The sequence below is a fragment of the Streptomyces sp. UW30 genome, assembly GCF_008042075.1.
Classification (GTDB): domain Bacteria; phylum Actinomycetota; class Actinomycetes; order Streptomycetales; family Streptomycetaceae; genus Streptomyces.
This window is the reverse complement of sequence record NZ_RDBN01000037.1, coordinates 2,032,770-2,048,560: the sequence shown is the minus strand read 5'-3', so window position 1 is coordinate 2,048,560 and position 15,791 is coordinate 2,032,770. Positions and strand designations below refer to the sequence as shown.

Below are 15,791 nucleotides of genomic sequence, written 5' to 3'. Positions count from 1 at the left end.
AGGGTACCGGCTTATGCAGCAGAGAGCTCGGCACAGATGGGGTGGAACGGCGGTCGTGTCGGCGGCCGCCTTTGCATTGGCAGTGGGCTCACAGGGGGTGGTCGTCGCCCTGCCTCAGGCACCCGCGGCGGCCGACCGGGAGTTCGCCTCCTCGTTCGAGGCGGGCGACCCGGCACCCGACTGGCTCAATACCGTCGACACCGCGGCGGACGGCAGCAGACGCACCGCGGGCGTGGACGGCGGATACAGCACGGGCATTCCGGGCAATGTGACCGACCAGGTCACGGACGTCCGGGCCAGCGGCGAGAACGCCGGCGCGCGTGAGGTGAAGGAGAACCTCGTCGACGTCGAGCCGACCACCAAGTGGCTGACGTTCGCCCCCACCGGCTGGGCGGAGTTCGACCTGGCCGCGCCGGTCAAGGTGGTCACCTACGCGCTCACGTCGGCCAACGACCACGACGAGCGCAACCCGCAGGACTGGACCCTGCAGGGCTCCACGGACGGTTCGAACTGGACCACCCTGGACACCCGCACCGGGGAGTCCTTCTCCGAACCGTTCCAGACGAAGACGTACGACATCGCCGAGCCGGCCGAGTACCGGCACTTCCGGCTGGAGATCTCCAAGAACAACGGCGGCGACATCCTCCAGCTCGCCGACGTCCAGTTCTCCAAGGGCGGCAGCGCCAACCCGATACCTCAGGACATGCTCTCGCTGGTCGACAAGGGCCCCAGCGGCTCGCCGACGGCGAAGGCGGGCGCCGGCTTCACCGGCAAGCGGGCACTGCGCTACGCCGGGCGGCACACCGCCGACGCCCGGGCGTACTCGTACAACAAGGTCTTCGACGTCGATGTGGCCGTAGGACGCGATACGCAGCTGTCGTACCGGATCTTCCCGTCGATGGCGGACCGCGACCGGGACTACGACGCCACGAACGTCTCCGTGGACCTCGCCTTCACGGACGGGACGTATCTGAGCGACCTGAAGGCGACCGACCAGCACGGGTTCGCGCTGACCCCGCAGGGGCAGGGGGCGGCCAAGGTCCTCTACGTCAACCAGTGGAACAACGTGGCCTCGCGGATCGGGTCGGTCGCGGCCGGCAAGACGGTCGACCGGATCCTGGTGGCGTACGACTCCCCCAAGGGCCCGGCGAAGTTCCGGGGCTGGCTGGACGACGTGGCGCTGAAGGCCGTGCCGCGGGAGAAGCCGAAGGCCCATCTGTCGGACTACGCGGTGACGACCCGCGGCACCAACTCCAGCGGCGGCTTCTCGCGCGGCAACAACTTCCCCGCGACGGCGGTGCCGCACGGATTCAACTTCTGGACGCCGGTGACCAACGCGGGTTCGCTGAGCTGGCTGTACGACTACGCCCGCGCCAACAACGACGACAACCTGCCGACGATCCAGGCGTTCAGCGCCAGCCATGAGCCCAGCCCCTGGATGGGCGACCGGCAGACCTTCCAGGTGATGCCGTCCGTCGCGTCCGGCACGCCCGACCTGGGCCGTGAGGCACGGCAGCTGGCTTTCCGGCACGAGAGCGAGACGGCTCGGCCGTACTACTACGGCGTGCGGTTCGAGAACGGTCTCAAGACGGAGATGGCGCCGACCGACCACGCGGCCGTCATGCGCTTCACCTACCCCGGCGACGACGCGAGCGTGCTGTTCGACAACGTCACCGACCAGGCGGGGCTGACGCTCGACAAGGAGAGCGGGACGTTCACCGGCTACTCCGACGTGAAGTCGGGCCTGTCGACGGGGGCGACCCGGCTGTTCGTCTACGGCGTGTTCGACGCGCCGGTGGAAGAGGGGTCGTCGAGCGGGGTCAAGGGCTATCTGCGGTTCAAGCCCGCGAACAAGACCGTCACGCTGCGCATCGCCACTTCGCTCATCAGCCTCGACCAGGCGAAGGACAACCTGCGCCAGGAGATCCCGGACGGCACCTCCTTCGACACGGTGAAGGACCGGGCCCAGCGCCAGTGGGACAAGCTGCTCGGCAAGGTCGAGGTGGAGGGCGCCACGCCGGACCAGCTGACCACGCTGTACTCCAGCCTGTACCGGCTGTACCTGTACCCCAACTCCGGGTTCGAGAAGGTCGGTTCGAAGTACCAGTACGCCTCTCCGTTCTCGCCGATGACGGGTCAGGACACCCCGACGCACACCGGCGCCAAGATCGTCGACGGCAAGGTGTACATCAACAACGGCTTCTGGGACACGTACCGGACGACCTGGCCGGCGTACTCGCTCCTGACCCCGAGTCAGGCGGGTGAGATGGTCGACGGGTTCGTGCAGCAGTACAAGGACGGCGGCTGGACCTCGCGCTGGTCGTCGCCCGGATACGCGGACCTGATGACTGGCACCTCGTCGGACGTCGCGTTCGCCGACGCCTACGTCAAGGGCGTCGACTTCGACGCGAAGTCGGCGTACGACGCGGCCGTGAAGAACGCGACCGTGGTGCCCCCGTCGTCCGGTGTGGGCCGCAAGGGCATGGAGACCTCGCCCTTCCTCGGCTACACCAGCACCGAGACCCACGAGGGCCTGTCCTGGGCGCTGGAGGGCTACCTCAACGACTACGGCATCGCGCAGATGGGCCGGAAGCTGTACGAGGAGACCGGCGAGAAGCGCTACAAGGAGGAGTCGGCGTACTTCCTCAACCGCGCCCAGGACTACGTGAACCTGTTCGACTCCAAGGCCGGGTTCTTCCAGGGCCGCGACGCCAAGGGCGACTGGCGGGTCGAGTCGTCCAAGTACGACCCGCGCGTGTGGGGCTACGACTACACCGAGACCAACGGCTACGGCTACGCCTTCACCGCCCCGCAGGACAGCCGCGGCCTCGCCAACCTCTACGGCGGCCGCGGCGGGCTCGCGGACAAGCTCGACGAGTACCTCGCCACCCCGGAGACGGCCTCGCCCGACTTCATCGGCTCGTACCCCGGTGTCATCCACGAGATGACGGAGGCGCGAGACGTACGGATGGGCATGTACGGGCACTCCAACCAGGTCGCCCACCACGCCCTCTACATGTACGACGCGGCCGGGCAGCCGTGGAAGACACAGTCGAGCATCCGTGAGGTGCTGTCGCGGCTGTACACGGGCAGCGAGATCGGGCAGGGCTACCACGGCGACGAGGACAACGGCGAGCAGTCGGCCTGGTTCCTGTTCTCCTCGCTCGGCTTCTATCCGCTGGTGATGGGCAGTGGCGAGTACGCCATCGGATCGCCGCTGTTCACCAAGGCGACGGTCCATCTGGAGAACGGCCGTGAGCTGGTCGTCAAGGCGCCGAGGAACAGCACCCGCAATGTGTACGTCCAGGGCCTGAAGGTCAACGGCGTTCCGTGGAAGTCGACTTCGCTCCCCCACAAGCTGATCGCGAAGGGCGGGGTCCTGGAGTTCGACATGGGTCCGCGGCCCTCTTCGTGGGGTACGGGCAAGAACGCGGCGCCCGTGTCGATCGCCAAGGACGACAAGGTGCCGACACCGAGGGCGGACGTGCTGAAGGGGGTCGGGGCGCTGTTCGACAACACCTCGGCGACCCAGGAGAGCGTCACCTCGCTGGATCTGCCGGTGTCCGAGTCCGCCAAGGCCGTGCAGTACACCCTGACCTCCCCGTCGGACCGCACGAAGGCGCCGACCGGCTGGAAGCTCCAGGGGTCGAACGACGGCACCACATGGCAGACCCTCGACGAGCGCTCAGGGCAGTCCTTCACCTGGGACCGGCAGACACGGGCGTTCTCCGTGGGGTCACCGGGTACGTACGCGAAGTACCGCCTGGTGCTCGACGGTGAGGCGGTGGTGTCGGAGGTCGAGCTGCTCGCCTGAGCAGCGGCATTGGGGCCACGGCTCAAGTCGATCGGACGCGGTGACGGCTGTACGACCGTCACCGCGTCCGGCGCGTTCGGGCCTCAGCCCACGGCCAGCGTGAACACGTGCAGGTCGCCGTCGTCCGGCAGCTTCACGCGCGCGATCGTCTTCCCCGCCGGCGCCGCGAACGGCTTGGTGGCGAAGACGTAGGTGTCGACCGGATCCCGGTCCGCGCCCGCGACGTTCCGGTACGCGGCCCTGGCGACGACCTCGTTGCCGTACTGGACGGTGCCGGCGCCCCCGCCGACGGTCCAGTCGGTGAAGGCGAGGTCGATCGTGTCGGCGGTGCCGTCGGTGTAGGTGACGGTGGCCTTGGACTGCTGATTGCCGTTGACGCCACTGCCGAGGAAGGACAACTGGCCTGCAGGGACGGCGAGTTCAATCGTCTGGCCAGCTGCCGTGACGTTGTCCGGGCGACCGTTCGGCGAGCTGGGCCAGGTGAAGGTCAGGCCGCCCGCCGTGCCCTGCTTGCCCGGCGTCAGACCGGCGTCGGAGAGGGCCTGGCGGGAGTAGCTCCAGCCGCCGCCGTCGTAGTCGGCCTCGTCGTGGTCGCCGGTGTCGTCGGAGATGCCGGTGTTGTTGTAGGCGGCCAGCAGGGTGCCCGGGGCCGCGACGGTCAGGGACACGGGCTGTGCGTACGAGGTGTCGCCCGAGGTCACGGTGACCTCGACGGCGTGGAAGCCCTGGGTCGTGTCCTCGGCGGAGGTCAGCGTGATCTCCTGCGAGCCGTCGGTCACCGTGCCCTCGGCGGGCGTGGCGGTGATGCCGTCGGGCACGTCGACCCGGAAGCGCACCTCGGGGCCCTGGCCTCCGCTCATCGACAGGGCGCGGATGCCGACCTTGGCACTCCCGCCGGGCGCGACGGTCGCCGTCGTCGGGCCGACGCCGATCTGGTACGGCTGCTCGCCCGCGCGGAAGGACGGCGGCGCCTCGGAGGCTCCCCAGGCGGGGTCGGGCGCGGCGGACAGGGTGTAGTCCAGCCGGCCGCCGTCCCGCACGAAGGAGGACGGGAGCCAAGGGCGCTCGCTCGTACGGCCGTTGACCTTCAGGGAACGAATGTACGGGGCGTCGGCGGCCGCGCCCTGCGCGCGCACGGAGATGTCGCCGCCGCCCGGCCGGTCGATCTCCACGCGCGGGAACAGCGGTGAGGCGAGGACCAGTTCGGCACGGGAGGGCACCTGGGGGTACATGCCGAGCGCGGAGAAGACGTACCAGGACGACATGGCGCCGAGGTCGTCGTTGCCGGGAATGCCGCCGGGCCCGGTGGACCACAGCTCGCGCATCGCCGCCCGGACCGTCTCCTGCGCCTTGTGCGGGGCACCCGCGTAGGCGTACAGGTAGGGCACGTTGATGGACGGCTCGTTGTCCAGCTCCGACTTCTCGCCGCCGCTGCCGGTGAAGGCCCAGTTGCCGTCGGCGTCGTGGAAGAAGGCGTCGAGGCGCTTCAAGGCCGCGTCACGACCGCCCATGGCGGCGAAGAGTCCCGCCGGGTTGTGCTGGACCATCCACGTGTACTGGGCCGCCGTACCCTCCACGAACCCGTTGCCGGTGGCCGGGGTGAAGCCGGTGACCCAGCTGCCGTCGGCCTTGCGGTTGGCGATGTAGCCGCCGGCCTGGGTGGCGGCGATGTTGAAGTTGTTCTGCCACCACTGGGCCCGGTCCCCGAAGGTGGCGGCCGTGTCCTTACGCCCCGCCACCGTGGCGAGTTGGGAGAGCGCGAAGTCGGCGCCGGACATCTCCAGCGTCTCGGCGGCACCACCCCACGCGTTCGACACCGACGGCATGTAGTGCTGCTTCAAGTACTTGTCCAGGGAGGGGCGTTGCCCGACGGAGAGCACGGGCTTTCCCGCCGAGGACAGGTCCTTGTCGGTGGGTACGGTCGCCGCCTTCACGAGCGAGGCCAGTGCCCCGCGCAGGTCGAAGTCCGTCCCGCCGAAGGCGCGGATGCCGGCCAGGGCGATGGGCGAGGGGTCGCCGTTCATGACGTGGGTGCCGCTCGCGCCGTGCAGCCAGCGGTCCCAGACGCCGCCGTTCTGCTCCGCCAGCTCGTACAGCGACTGGGCGATGTCCGAGCCGACGCGCGGGTTGAGGAGGGTGAGCAGCTGGACCTGGTCGCGGTAGACGTCCCAGCCGGAGAAGGTGCCGTACTGGGCCTGGTGACCGCGGCTGACGGTGTGGACCTCGCCGTCGGGGCCGCGGTAGCGGCGGTCGGCGTCGCTGATGACGTTCGGGTGGAGGAGGGCGTGGTAGAGCGCGGTGTAGAAGGTGGTGCGCTCGGCGTCGGTGCCGCCGCCGACCCGGATCGCGGACAGACGCTCGCGCCTGGCGCGGCGGGCGGCGTCCCGTACGGCGTCGAAGGAGCGGTGCGGCGGGTTCTCCGCGGCGAGGTTGGCCTCGGCTCCGGCCTGGCTGACGTAGGAGATGCCGACCTTGACGTTCACCGGTCCGGTGCCGGGAGCGAACTCGACGTATCCGCCGGCGCCCTTGCCGGCGACGGGGCGTCCGCCGTTCGCGAACCCGCCCGTGCCGCCGCTCGCGGAGGTGGCGCCGGGGTTCAGCCTGTCGTCCTGCCAGGTGCCGGTGGCCTTGAAGGCGCGGTCGAAGCGGGCGGTGAAGTGGACGGTGTAGTAGGCGCGTTGGCCCTCGGGGTCGAGGTACCCGCAGAAGTTCCCGGAGGTGACGGACCCGGAGATCGTGCGCTTGTCGGGGTCGATCCGGACCGTCGAATCGGCGGACCCCACCTCGGAGTTGGCGGTGCGGACGAGCAGCGAGGCGGGCTTGTCGGACGGGAAGGTGAAGCGCGCCGAGCCGGTACGGGTGGTCGCGGTGAGGTCGGCCGTGACTCCGGACGCGAGGCGGACCTGGTAGCGGCCGGGCTCGGCGGTCTCGTCGGCGTGGCTGAAGTCGGAGGCGTAGACGGCGTCCTTGGTGTCGCTCGCGGGCGACGAGGTGACTTCACCCGCGTACGGGAAGAACGGGATGTCACCACTGCCGCCCGCGCAGCCGGTGCCGGACATGTGGGTCAGGCTGAAGCCGCGGATGCGGGTGGCGTCGTGGTGATATCCGCCGGGCGCGGCGGTGCGGGTGGCGTCGCCACGGGTGTTCTCGGGGCTGAAGGAGAGCATGCCGAACGGGGTGACGGCGCCCGGGAAGACGTTGCCGCCGTTCTTCGTGCCGATGAGCGGGTCGACGTACGAGGTGGGGTCGTCGACGAGTTCGGGCGGCGGCGCGCTGGAGGCCGCGACGGCGGGTGTGGCGCCGCCGATCGCGAGAACGGCGGCCAGCAGCAAGGCCGTACGACTCGGTCGGGGAGACAGTCTGGGACACAAACGCATGACGCGGCCCCTCCTCCTTCGGACGGGTCGCGCACCACAGGTCGCACAAGCCGCAGGGACAGTAGCGTGTGTCACCGGTACCACGGAAGAGCGCCTTCCGATGGGCGGGCACGCGGGGTGATCACCCGGACGGGGGCAGCGAGTCGGCCGGGCGTCCGGGATGGCGGAGGTCACTTGGTGCCCAACTGGCTTGACATCGTTGTCCGTTGAGGCGATAGAGTCATGTGCATACCATTCGACAACGTTGTCGCATCGCAACCTCGCACAAGCCACTCACCAACCGGACGGTCCCACTTCCCCCCCTCGGGCTCGTCCGGCTCGCGGACCCGGTGGACGGCGGCTCACGCCCACCGGGTCCGCCCGGAGCGACGATTCAGCCCACTCGACAGGGCAAGGCGGCCGTACCGTCGCCACCGGATCCGGAGACGACGTATCCGAACGTCGCGCTCCGACCCGGATCCAGGGAGCCGTTCCAGTCGGCGTTGTGGACCATCACGTTCTGGCCGGTGTAAGTCGCGTTGCCGCTCCAGAGGCTCTCGACCTTCTGGCCGGCCGGGAGCGTCCAGTCGACCATCCAGCCGAGCATCGGGACGTCGCCGGTGTTGGTGACGGTCACCTCGGACTGGTAGCCGCCGGACCAACTGCCGGTCGTACGACGAGCCGCGGAGCACTCGCCGGGCACCGGGTCGGTCGGGTTGCCGGGCTCCTTGATGCCGGTGACCTCGCCGTTGCCGCCGTCGAAGACGATGTCGGAGCAGGAGTAGAAGGTTTCCTGACTGTCCTAGCGCTGCCAGACCATGTAGACGAGGTGGCGGCCCGACTTGTCGTCAGGAAGTTTTCATGTCCACGAGTAGTTGGCCTCGACTGTGCCCGGTGAGCCGTTGAGCGGCGGGTGGTCGACCGTAAGGAAGGGTTCCTCCTCCATGTCGTCCCAGGTGAGGGTCCGGGTCGGGTCGAAGCCGTCCTTGGTGATGTAGACGTGGAACCAACCCGGGTGCGCGGCCCAGGCGTTGTAGGAGAAGTCGACGGTCGCGCCCGAGGTGAGGTGGGTGAGCGGCCAGTCCTTGCTGGGGGCGTTGAAGCCGGTGAAGTTGGTGTTGCTGCCGCTGCACAGCTCACCGTCGGGCACGAAGCCGCGGGTGCGGCCGGCGCCGTCGGAGCGCAGCACCGAGAACCAGTTGTAGAAGGGCGTGGTGCCGCTGACCCGCCCGGCCACCCTGCAGGCCGGGTTGACCGGCTTGATCTCACCGGTGTCGGTGAGGCCGTCCTGCCAGCACAGGAAGGTGCGGCTGCCGGGCTTCATGGGGGTGCCGTGGGCCTCCGCCTTGCCTCCGGCGGTCATGACGAGGGTGACGGCGGGGATGGTGGCGAGGAGGGAGATCAGGACGAGGAAGAGGGCGCCGGTGCGGGTGGCGTGGGTTAATCGGCGGGGCGGTCGTACGGGCGCCCCTTCCCGGTTGCTTGTCAGGATCATGACAGTCGTGTCCGTTCCTTCGGGTACGGGCCGTTCGGATGCGGATGTATGGGGTGCGTGTGCCGCGCGCGGGGCGGGAGCGGTCCGGGCGACGGGTTCCGGTCCATCGCAATGGGAGCGCTCCCACCCCGTCTGTTGCGGAAGGTAGCGCTGTGAGGCGGGGATGTAAACGGCTGTCGCGGGAGGGCCGTGTCCGGGCGGTGTCACGAGATGCTGTCGCACCGGCGCAGAGCCGTGGTCGTCGCCGTTGCAGCTGGACCGCACGCCTCCGGCGCCCTTGCGCCCGGCGCAATACGACGCGCCGGCAAGACATTTCGTGCGCCCGCTGAGCCCCCCTTGCTTCGACGGCTCGGAACCGGAGAACGTCTCCTCGGAGCACAAGCGCCCGTTCGGACGTTCCTGTGGTGAATGGGAGTCGTGACAGCGGTGCAGCTCACGCCGCCCCGGCAGCCCGTCCGCGCATCGCCCGTACCGTGCCGCGGTCAGTCGGCATCAATCAGCTCTATCCTTTTTGCTCTCTGCATAATGAAGGATGCCAAGAGCTAGGAACTTTCTGTGCATGGCCGACCGACTTCAGGGTACGTGCACGGACGAAGGAGCGGCGATGACACCCCCCGTGGACCCCAGCCTCAACCGGCGCAAGCTGCGCCTTGCTCTGCGGCACGCGCGCGAGCGCGCGGGCCTGACCCAGCGTGAGGCTGCCAAGCGGGTGGAGTGGTCGCAGTCCAAGCTCATCCGCGTGGAGACCGGAACCGTCGGTGTGTCCGTGAGCGACCTGCGAGCACTGCTGGCCCTGTACGACGTCACCGACCCGGCCTCGGTGCATGAGCTGGAGGAGGCGGCCCGGGGCAGCAAAGGGGCCAGTTGGTGGTCCAGGTACCACGACGTCGTGACGCCACAGTTTGCCCAGTACCTGGGGTACGAGAGTGCTGCGACGTCTCTTCAGACGTATCACCCCATCGTCGTTCCCGGGCATCTCCAGACTCGCGCATACGCCGAGGCCCTCCTCACTCCGCGCGGCCTGGCACGCCAACGGATCGGCCGGGTCGTGGACTTGCGGATGGAGCGGCAGACGAGGATGTTCGCCGGTTCGGCCGGCCCCGAGGCGACGTTCGTCCTGGACGAGGCAGCGGTCCGGCGGCAGATCGGCGGAAAGGCGGTACTGAACGAGCAGTTGCAGCAATTGCTCGACTTCGGCGCACAGGACGGGACCACGATCCGCGTACTCCCCTTCGCGGCCGGGGCCCACTACAGCACACTGGGCAGCTTCGTCCTGTTGGGTTTCCCCGACGACGACGATCTGCTGTATCTGGAGCATGCCGCGGGCAGCATGACCGGCGGCGAAGACCTGGAACTGCTGGCCCGTTACCAGGAGTGCTTCCAGGCGATCATGGATCTGGCGCTCGGCGAAACCGAGTCACTCGACCTCATCGGTCGCATCAAGCAAGACCTCGCGGCCCGCTAGATCTGCGGCGCCCTTTTCTGGTGGTGGAGCCAGGGGGAGGACCAACGTGGTCTTCAGGTCGATATGGCAGGGCCTGCAGAGCGTACTCGGCGGAGCATCCGGTCTGAACGACGATGACGTCAAGGCGCAGGCCATACAGGACCCTGTGCAGACGAAGAACCTCATAGAGATAGAGAACGCGCGCGGCGCCATGAAGCTCAGGCTCGTGACCCGTGTCGGAATGCTGGGCCTGGTCGGGCTGATCGTGGTGGCCGCGGTGATCATCGTCGTCGTCCAGGCAGCCGGTGAGCTGAAGCTGCCCTGGTCTCGGATCGGCACGATCGCCGTCACCGTCCTGGGAGCCTCCGGCATCACCGGCCTGGTGACCCGGTGGTGGAAGAAGCGGCTGCTCGCGCGCCGACAGTCGGCGGGCGCTACCTCGGAGAACTCGTCCGCGAACCCTGCGGAAGGCGACCCGAATCAGGTGGGGACGTCATAGCGGCACATCCGGCCCGCCACACCCCCGCACCGACGGCGACAGCCAGGGCCACGGCCACCCACAGAATCCGCTTGGCGAGAACGCTGTCGACGAGGAGGGACGCGAGAGCCGCGGTCACCGTCGCCAGCGCGCCTGCGCCGAGCGAGAAGGTGACGGCTCCGCTCAAGGTCGCGGGCCTCTTCCGTTCGCCGTTGCCCGAATGCTGAACTGCAGATGCCTCGGCACCCATTGAGGCCCCCTACCTACCGCCGATGGCTTGTCAAGAACGTCACGGGCCGTCCAACTCCTCCTGCACCAAGGCATGGAGGAACTCCGTCCAGGCAGGGCCGGTGAAACGCAGAGGCGCGCGCTTGGGCTTCTTGGAGTCGCGCGTGAGTACTCTGCCCTCCCCCACGGCGACCTCCACGCACTCACTCTCATTGCCACACAGGCTGCTCTTGCGCCACAAGGGTTTCCCCTTATGCACCACCTCAGCCCCCCTGCTCCCCCGATGCGCCTGGATGGTGCCCATCCATGTTAGTGGACGGTTGTGCACTACCGCAGGCGAATACCCCTGCGCCAGGCCCGGCACCGCACACGGCACCCGGGCGATGACACACAGTTTCCGCAAGCCAGATGACCCAACAACTGCTTGCCCAAGTTAGCCCTCCGGGAACCGGGTCGTGCGTCAGTTGGCTCAAGTTCCGTTGTTTCACGGCGAGTTCATGGACATGAGGTCCACGCGTCGGTCACCCGCATGCTCTCCGGCCGTAGACGGCAGGACGACAGTGAACTCGGTCCGGCCGGGCTCGCTCTCGACGTCGATGTGGCCCCCGTGCGCCGACACGATCGCCGCCACGACGGCGAGGCCGAGGCCGGACCCGCCGTCCTGCGGGCCGCTACGGATCCGGGAGGTGTCGCCGCGGGTGAAGCGGTCGAAGACCTGCGGGAGGAGGGCGGGTGGGATGCCGGGGCCGTCGTCCCGCAGACGGATCAGGCAGCGGTCGGCGGTCGATTCGACGGAGGTGACGACCGTCGTGCCCGGCGGCGTGTGCACCCGCGCGTTGGCCAGCAGGTGGGCCATCACCTGACGCAGCCGGGCCTCGTCCCCGAGGACCGACGGGGCGTCGTCCAGATGGAGTTCGAGCTCCCAGTCGTGGCCTGCGCCGGCGGCCCGCGCATCCCACACCGCCTCCGCGACCAGCGCCGCCACATCCACCTCGGCGGACTGCAACGGCCGTCCCTCGTCCAGGCGGGCCAGGAGCAGCAGGTCCTCCACCAGGCCCGTCATGCGGGCCGACTCGGCGGAGACGCGGCGCCAGGCAAGGACCGGCTCGATGCCGTCGCTGCCGCGCTTCATCAGTTCCGCATAGCCGGCTATCGAGGTGAGCGGGGTGCGCAGTTCGTGGCTCGCGTCGGCGAGGAAGCGGCGCATGCGTTCCTCGGTGCGCCGGCGTGCGGTGAGGGAGGACTCGACGTGGTCGATCATGCGGTTGAGGGCGGCGCCGACCTGGCCGGCCTCGCTGGCCGGGTCGGTGTCCCGGGCCGGGACTCGGGTGAGGCCGGTGACCTCGCCCCGGTCGAGCGGTGCGCGCGAGACCTCGGCGGCCGTGGCGGCGACCCTGCCGAGGGGGCGCAGCTGGCGTCGTACGACCACGGCGCACAGGCCGCCCGCCGCGGCGAGAACGGCCACCGCGACGACCGCCTCGACCACGACCATGCCGCTGATCATGTGCTGTACGTCGTCCATCGGGAGCCCTGTCAGCACGCGCACCCCGTCGCTCTCGGCGACGGTGACACGGTACGTGCCGAGCCCTGGGACGGCGGCGGTGTGCGTCGAGCCGTCGGTCCTGACGCCCGCCAGGGCCGTCCGCTGGGCGTCGGTGAGGGCGCGCGGCGGGGCGTTCGCGCTCACGACCTCGGCGGCGAGGATGCTGCCGTCGTCGTCGAGCCGGGCGGCGAGCATGCCGGTCGAGTGGCCGCTGTCCATGAGGAAGCTCAGGTCGTCCGCCGGCCCGGGGTGCAGCCGCGCGCCGCCCAGGCTGCGCTCGGCGGCGGTGTCGACCCGGTCGTCCAGGTTGCCCAGCAGATAGGCGCGTTGGACGAACACGGTGGTGAGCGCCATCGCCGCGCACACGGCGGCGAGCGCGAGGCCGATGAGGACGAGCAGGCGCGTGCGCAGGGGCCGCAGGCGACGCCGGGCGCTCATCTGCCGTCCTCCACGGGGCGGACGGCGCAGCCGAGGACACGCACGGACTCGTCGGCGCCGGCGCCCGGCCCGTCGAGCACGTCGGTGAGCACACGGACGCGTCCGTTTCGGAACCCAGCAGTGCCAGTCATGTCCCGATCCTGCCCCCGCACGCTGGGGGAACCCTGTGTTCCGGCTGAGCTCTGCCGATGTCACGGGACGAAAACGACGAGGGCCGCATCCCCGCTGTTCGGGGATGCGGCCCTCAACTGCCGTGCGCTGCCGCGTACTTGATCGCCTAGCCGCGGATCAGGTTGCGCAGCACGTACTGCATGATGCCGCCGTTGCGGTAGTAGTCGGCCTCACCGGGGGTGTCGATGCGGACGACCGCGTCGAACTCGACGCCCGTGTCGGTGGTGACCTTGACCGTGCTCGGGGTGGTGCCGTTGTTGAGCTCCTCGACGCCCGCGATGGAGAAGGTCTCCTCGCCGGTCAGGCCGAGCGAGTCGGCCGTCTGGCCGGCCGGGAACTGCAGCGGCAGGACGCCCATGCCGATGAGGTTCGAGCGGTGGATGCGCTCGTACGACTCGGTGATGACGGCCTTGACGCCGAGGAGGGCCGTGCCCTTGGCCGCCCAGTCGCGGGACGAGCCGGAGCCGTACTCCTTGCCGCCCAGGATGACCAGCGGGATGCCGGCGGCCTGGTAGTTCTGCGAGGCGTCGTAAATGAAGCCCACCGGCGCGTCGGCCTGGGTGAAGTCGCGGGTGTAGCCGCCCTCGGTGCCCGGCGCGATCTGGTTGCGCAGGCGGATGTTGGCGAACGTGCCGCGGATCATGACCTCGTGGTTGCCTCGGCGCGAGCCGTAGGAGTTGAAGTCACGACGCTCCACACCGTGCTCGGTGAGGTACTTGCCGGCCGGGGTGTCGGCCTTGATGGCACCGGCGGGCGAGATGTGGTCGGTGGTGACCGAGTCGCCCAGCTTGGCCAGGACGCGGGCGCCGGCGATGTCGGAGACCGGGGTGGTCTCCATCGTCATGCCCTCGAAGTACGGGGGCTTGCGGACGTACGTCGACTCGGCGTCCCACTCGAAGGTGTTGCCGGTCGGGATGGGCAGGGCCTGCCACTGGGCGTCGCCCGCGAAGACGTCCTGGTAGGACTTGTTGAACATGTCCTCGCCGATGGCGTTGGCCACGACGTCGTTGACCTCGGCCTCGGTCGGCCAGATGTCCTCGAGGAAGACCGGCTTGCCGTCCTGGTCGGTGCCGAGCGCGTCCTTGGTGATGTCCACCTTCATCGAACCCGCGAGGGCGTACGCGACGACCAGCGGCGGGGACGCCAGGTAGTTCATCTTGACGTCGGGGTTGATGCGGCCCTCGAAGTTCCGGTTGCCGGAGAGGACGGACGTCACGGCGAGGTCGTGGTCGTTGACCGCCTTCGAGACCTCCTCGGGCAGCGGGCCCGAGTTACCGATGCAGGTGGTGCAGCCGTAGCCGACCAGGTTGAAGCCGACCTTGTCGAGGTAGGGGGTGAGCCCCGCCTTGTCGAAGTAGTCGGTGACGACCTTGGAGCCCGGGGCGAGCGTGGTCTTGACCCACGGCTTGCGGGTCAGGCCCTTCTCGACGGCCTTCTTCGCGACGAGCGCGGCGGCGACCATCACGTACGGGTTCGAGGTGTTGGTGCAGGAGGTGATCGCGGCGACGGTGACGGCGCCGTGGTCGATCTCGTACGTCGAGCCGTCGGGGGCGGTCACGGTGACCGGGTTCGACGGAACGCCGTTGGAGACGGCCGGGGCGTCGGAGGCCGGGAAGGACTCCTTGCCGGCCTCGGAGTCGTCCGAGACGTAGTTGCGTACGTCCTGGGCGAACTGCTGGGAGGCGTTGGCGAGGACGATGCGGTCCTGCGGGCGCTTGGGACCGGCGATCGACGGGACGACCGTGGAGAGGTCCAGCTCGAGCTTCTCGGAGAAGTCGGGCTCGGCGGCCGGGTCCAGCCAGAGGCCCTGCTCCTTGGCGTACGCCTCGACGAGCGCGAGCTGCTGGGCGTCGCGGCCCGTCAGCTTCAGGTACTTGATCGTCTCGTCGTCGATCGGGAAGATCGCGGCGGTGGAGCCGAACTCCGGCGACATGTTGCCGATGGTGGCGCGGTTGGCGAGCGAGGTGGCGGCCACGCCCTCACCGTAGAACTCGACGAACTTGCCGACGACGCCGTGCTTGCGGAGCATCTCGGTGATGGTCAGCACGAGGTCGGTGGCGGTGGTGCCGGGCTTGAGCTCACCGGTCAGCTTGAAGCCGACGACGCGCGGGATGAGCATGGAGACCGGCTGGCCGAGCATGGCGGCCTCGGCCTCGATGCCGCCGACGCCCCAGCCGAGGACGCCGAGGCCGTTGACCATGGTGGTGTGCGAGTCGGTGCCGACGAGGGTGTCGGGGTAGGCCTGGCCGTTACGGACCATGACCGTGCGCGCCAGGTGCTCGATGTTCACCTGGTGGACGATGCCGGTGCCGGGCGGGACGACCTTGAAGTCGTCGAACGCGGTCTGGCCCCAGCGCAGGAACTGGTAGCGCTCCTTGTTGCGGCCGTACTCCAGCTCCACGTTCTGTGCGAAGGCGTCATTCGTACCGAACTTGTCGGCGATGACGGAGTGGTCGATGACCAGCTCGGCCGGGGAGAGCGGGTTGACCTTCGCCGGGTCGCCGCCGAGCTCCTTCACGGCCTCACGCATGGTCGCGAGGTCCACGACACACGGGACACCGGTGAAGTCCTGCATGATCACGCGGGCCGGCGTGAACTGGATCTCCTGCGACGGCTGGGCCTGGGAGTCCCAGCCGCCGAGGGCGCGGATGTGGTCGGCGGTGATGTTCGCGCCGTCCTCGGTGCGGAGGAGGTTCTCCAGCAGCACCTTCAGGCTGTAAGGGAGGCGCGCGGCGCCCTCGACCTTGTCCAGCCGGAAGATCTCGTACGACTCGTCGCCCACCTGCAGCGTGCTGCGGGCGTCGAAGCTGTTCGCCGACACGAC

General features: G+C 69.2%; 8 protein-coding genes and 1 pseudogene. 3 read left to right on the top strand and 6 right to left on the bottom strand.

What is annotated here, in order from left to right; genetic code table 11:
- The first annotated feature begins 13 nt into the window (after window positions 1–13).
- The gene (locus tag EAO75_RS28080; RefSeq protein WP_187284591.1) at window positions 14–3,814 is read left to right on the top strand and encodes a GH92 family glycosyl hydrolase; all 3,801 of its coding nucleotides are present in this window, start codon (window positions 14–16) and stop codon (window positions 3,812–3,814) included.
- A gap of 83 nt (window positions 3,815–3,897) precedes the next feature.
- On the opposite strand, the gene EAO75_RS28075 is transcribed toward EAO75_RS28080, so the two are convergent.
- Window positions 3,898–7,191 carry a GH92 family glycosyl hydrolase gene (locus EAO75_RS28075; RefSeq protein WP_261989433.1) on the bottom strand — a complete coding sequence of 1,098 codons (3,294 nt, stop codon included), beginning with the start codon at window positions 7,189–7,191 and terminating at the stop codon, window positions 3,898–3,900.
- 373 nt (window positions 7,192–7,564) lie between these two features.
- Window positions 7,565–8,665: pseudogene (locus EAO75_RS28070) on the bottom strand (lytic polysaccharide monooxygenase).
- Window positions 8,666–9,269: 604 nt separating this feature from the next.
- On the opposite strand from EAO75_RS28070, the gene EAO75_RS28065 reads away from it, so the two are divergent.
- Window positions 9,270–10,130, top strand: coding sequence for a helix-turn-helix domain-containing protein (locus tag EAO75_RS28065; RefSeq protein ID WP_147997784.1), 861 nt, complete (start codon window positions 9,270–9,272; stop codon window positions 10,128–10,130).
- 46 nt (window positions 10,131–10,176) lie between these two features.
- Entirely contained in the window at window positions 10,177–10,608 is a 432-nt protein-coding gene (locus tag EAO75_RS28060; protein WP_147997783.1) for a hypothetical protein, read from the top strand.
- 268 nt (window positions 10,609–10,876) lie between these two features.
- On the opposite strand, the gene EAO75_RS28050 is transcribed toward EAO75_RS28060, so the two are convergent.
- The 4 genes from EAO75_RS28050 to acnA form a co-directional block, all read right to left on the bottom strand.
- Window positions 10,877–11,119 carry a DUF397 domain-containing protein gene (locus EAO75_RS28050; protein ID WP_147997781.1) on the bottom strand — a complete coding sequence of 81 codons (243 nt, stop codon included), beginning with the start codon at window positions 11,117–11,119 and terminating at the stop codon, window positions 10,877–10,879.
- A gap of 180 nt (window positions 11,120–11,299) precedes the next feature.
- Window positions 11,300–12,796 carry a HAMP domain-containing sensor histidine kinase gene (locus EAO75_RS28045; RefSeq protein WP_147997780.1) on the bottom strand — a complete coding sequence of 499 codons (1,497 nt, stop codon included), beginning with the start codon at window positions 12,794–12,796 and terminating at the stop codon, window positions 11,300–11,302.
- On the bottom strand, window positions 12,793–12,927 hold the full coding sequence (locus EAO75_RS47670; protein ID WP_261989432.1) for a hypothetical protein: 135 nt from the start codon (window positions 12,925–12,927) through the stop codon (window positions 12,793–12,795). Before EAO75_RS47670 ends, EAO75_RS28045 begins: the two co-directional genes overlap by 4 nt.
- A gap of 146 nt (window positions 12,928–13,073) precedes the next feature.
- Window positions 13,074–15,788 (bottom strand): aconitate hydratase AcnA, encoded by a 2,715-nt coding sequence (gene acnA, locus EAO75_RS28040; protein ID WP_147997779.1) that lies wholly within the window; start codon window positions 15,786–15,788, stop codon window positions 13,074–13,076.
- Window positions 15,789–15,791 lie beyond the last annotated feature (3 nt).

Bases quoted from the DNA above. Each gene is read 5' to 3' on its own strand.
- EAO75_RS47670 (WP_261989432.1), bottom strand. From the start codon at position 12,927: ATGACTGGCACTGCTGGGTTCCGAAACGGACGCGTCCGTGTGCTCACC.
- EAO75_RS28050 (WP_147997781.1), bottom strand. From the start codon at position 11,119: ATGGGCACCATCCAGGCGCATCGGGGGAGCAGGGGGGCTGAGGTGGTG.
- EAO75_RS28080 (WP_187284591.1), top strand. From the start codon at position 14: ATGCAGCAGAGAGCTCGGCACAGATGGGGTGGAACGGCGGTCGTGTCG.
- EAO75_RS28045 (WP_147997780.1), bottom strand. From the start codon at position 12,796: ATGAGCGCCCGGCGTCGCCTGCGGCCCCTGCGCACGCGCCTGCTCGTC.
- EAO75_RS28075 (WP_261989433.1), bottom strand. From the start codon at position 7,191: ATGCGTTTGTGTCCCAGACTGTCTCCCCGACCGAGTCGTACGGCCTTG.
- EAO75_RS28065 (WP_147997784.1), top strand. From the start codon at position 9,270: ATGACACCCCCCGTGGACCCCAGCCTCAACCGGCGCAAGCTGCGCCTT.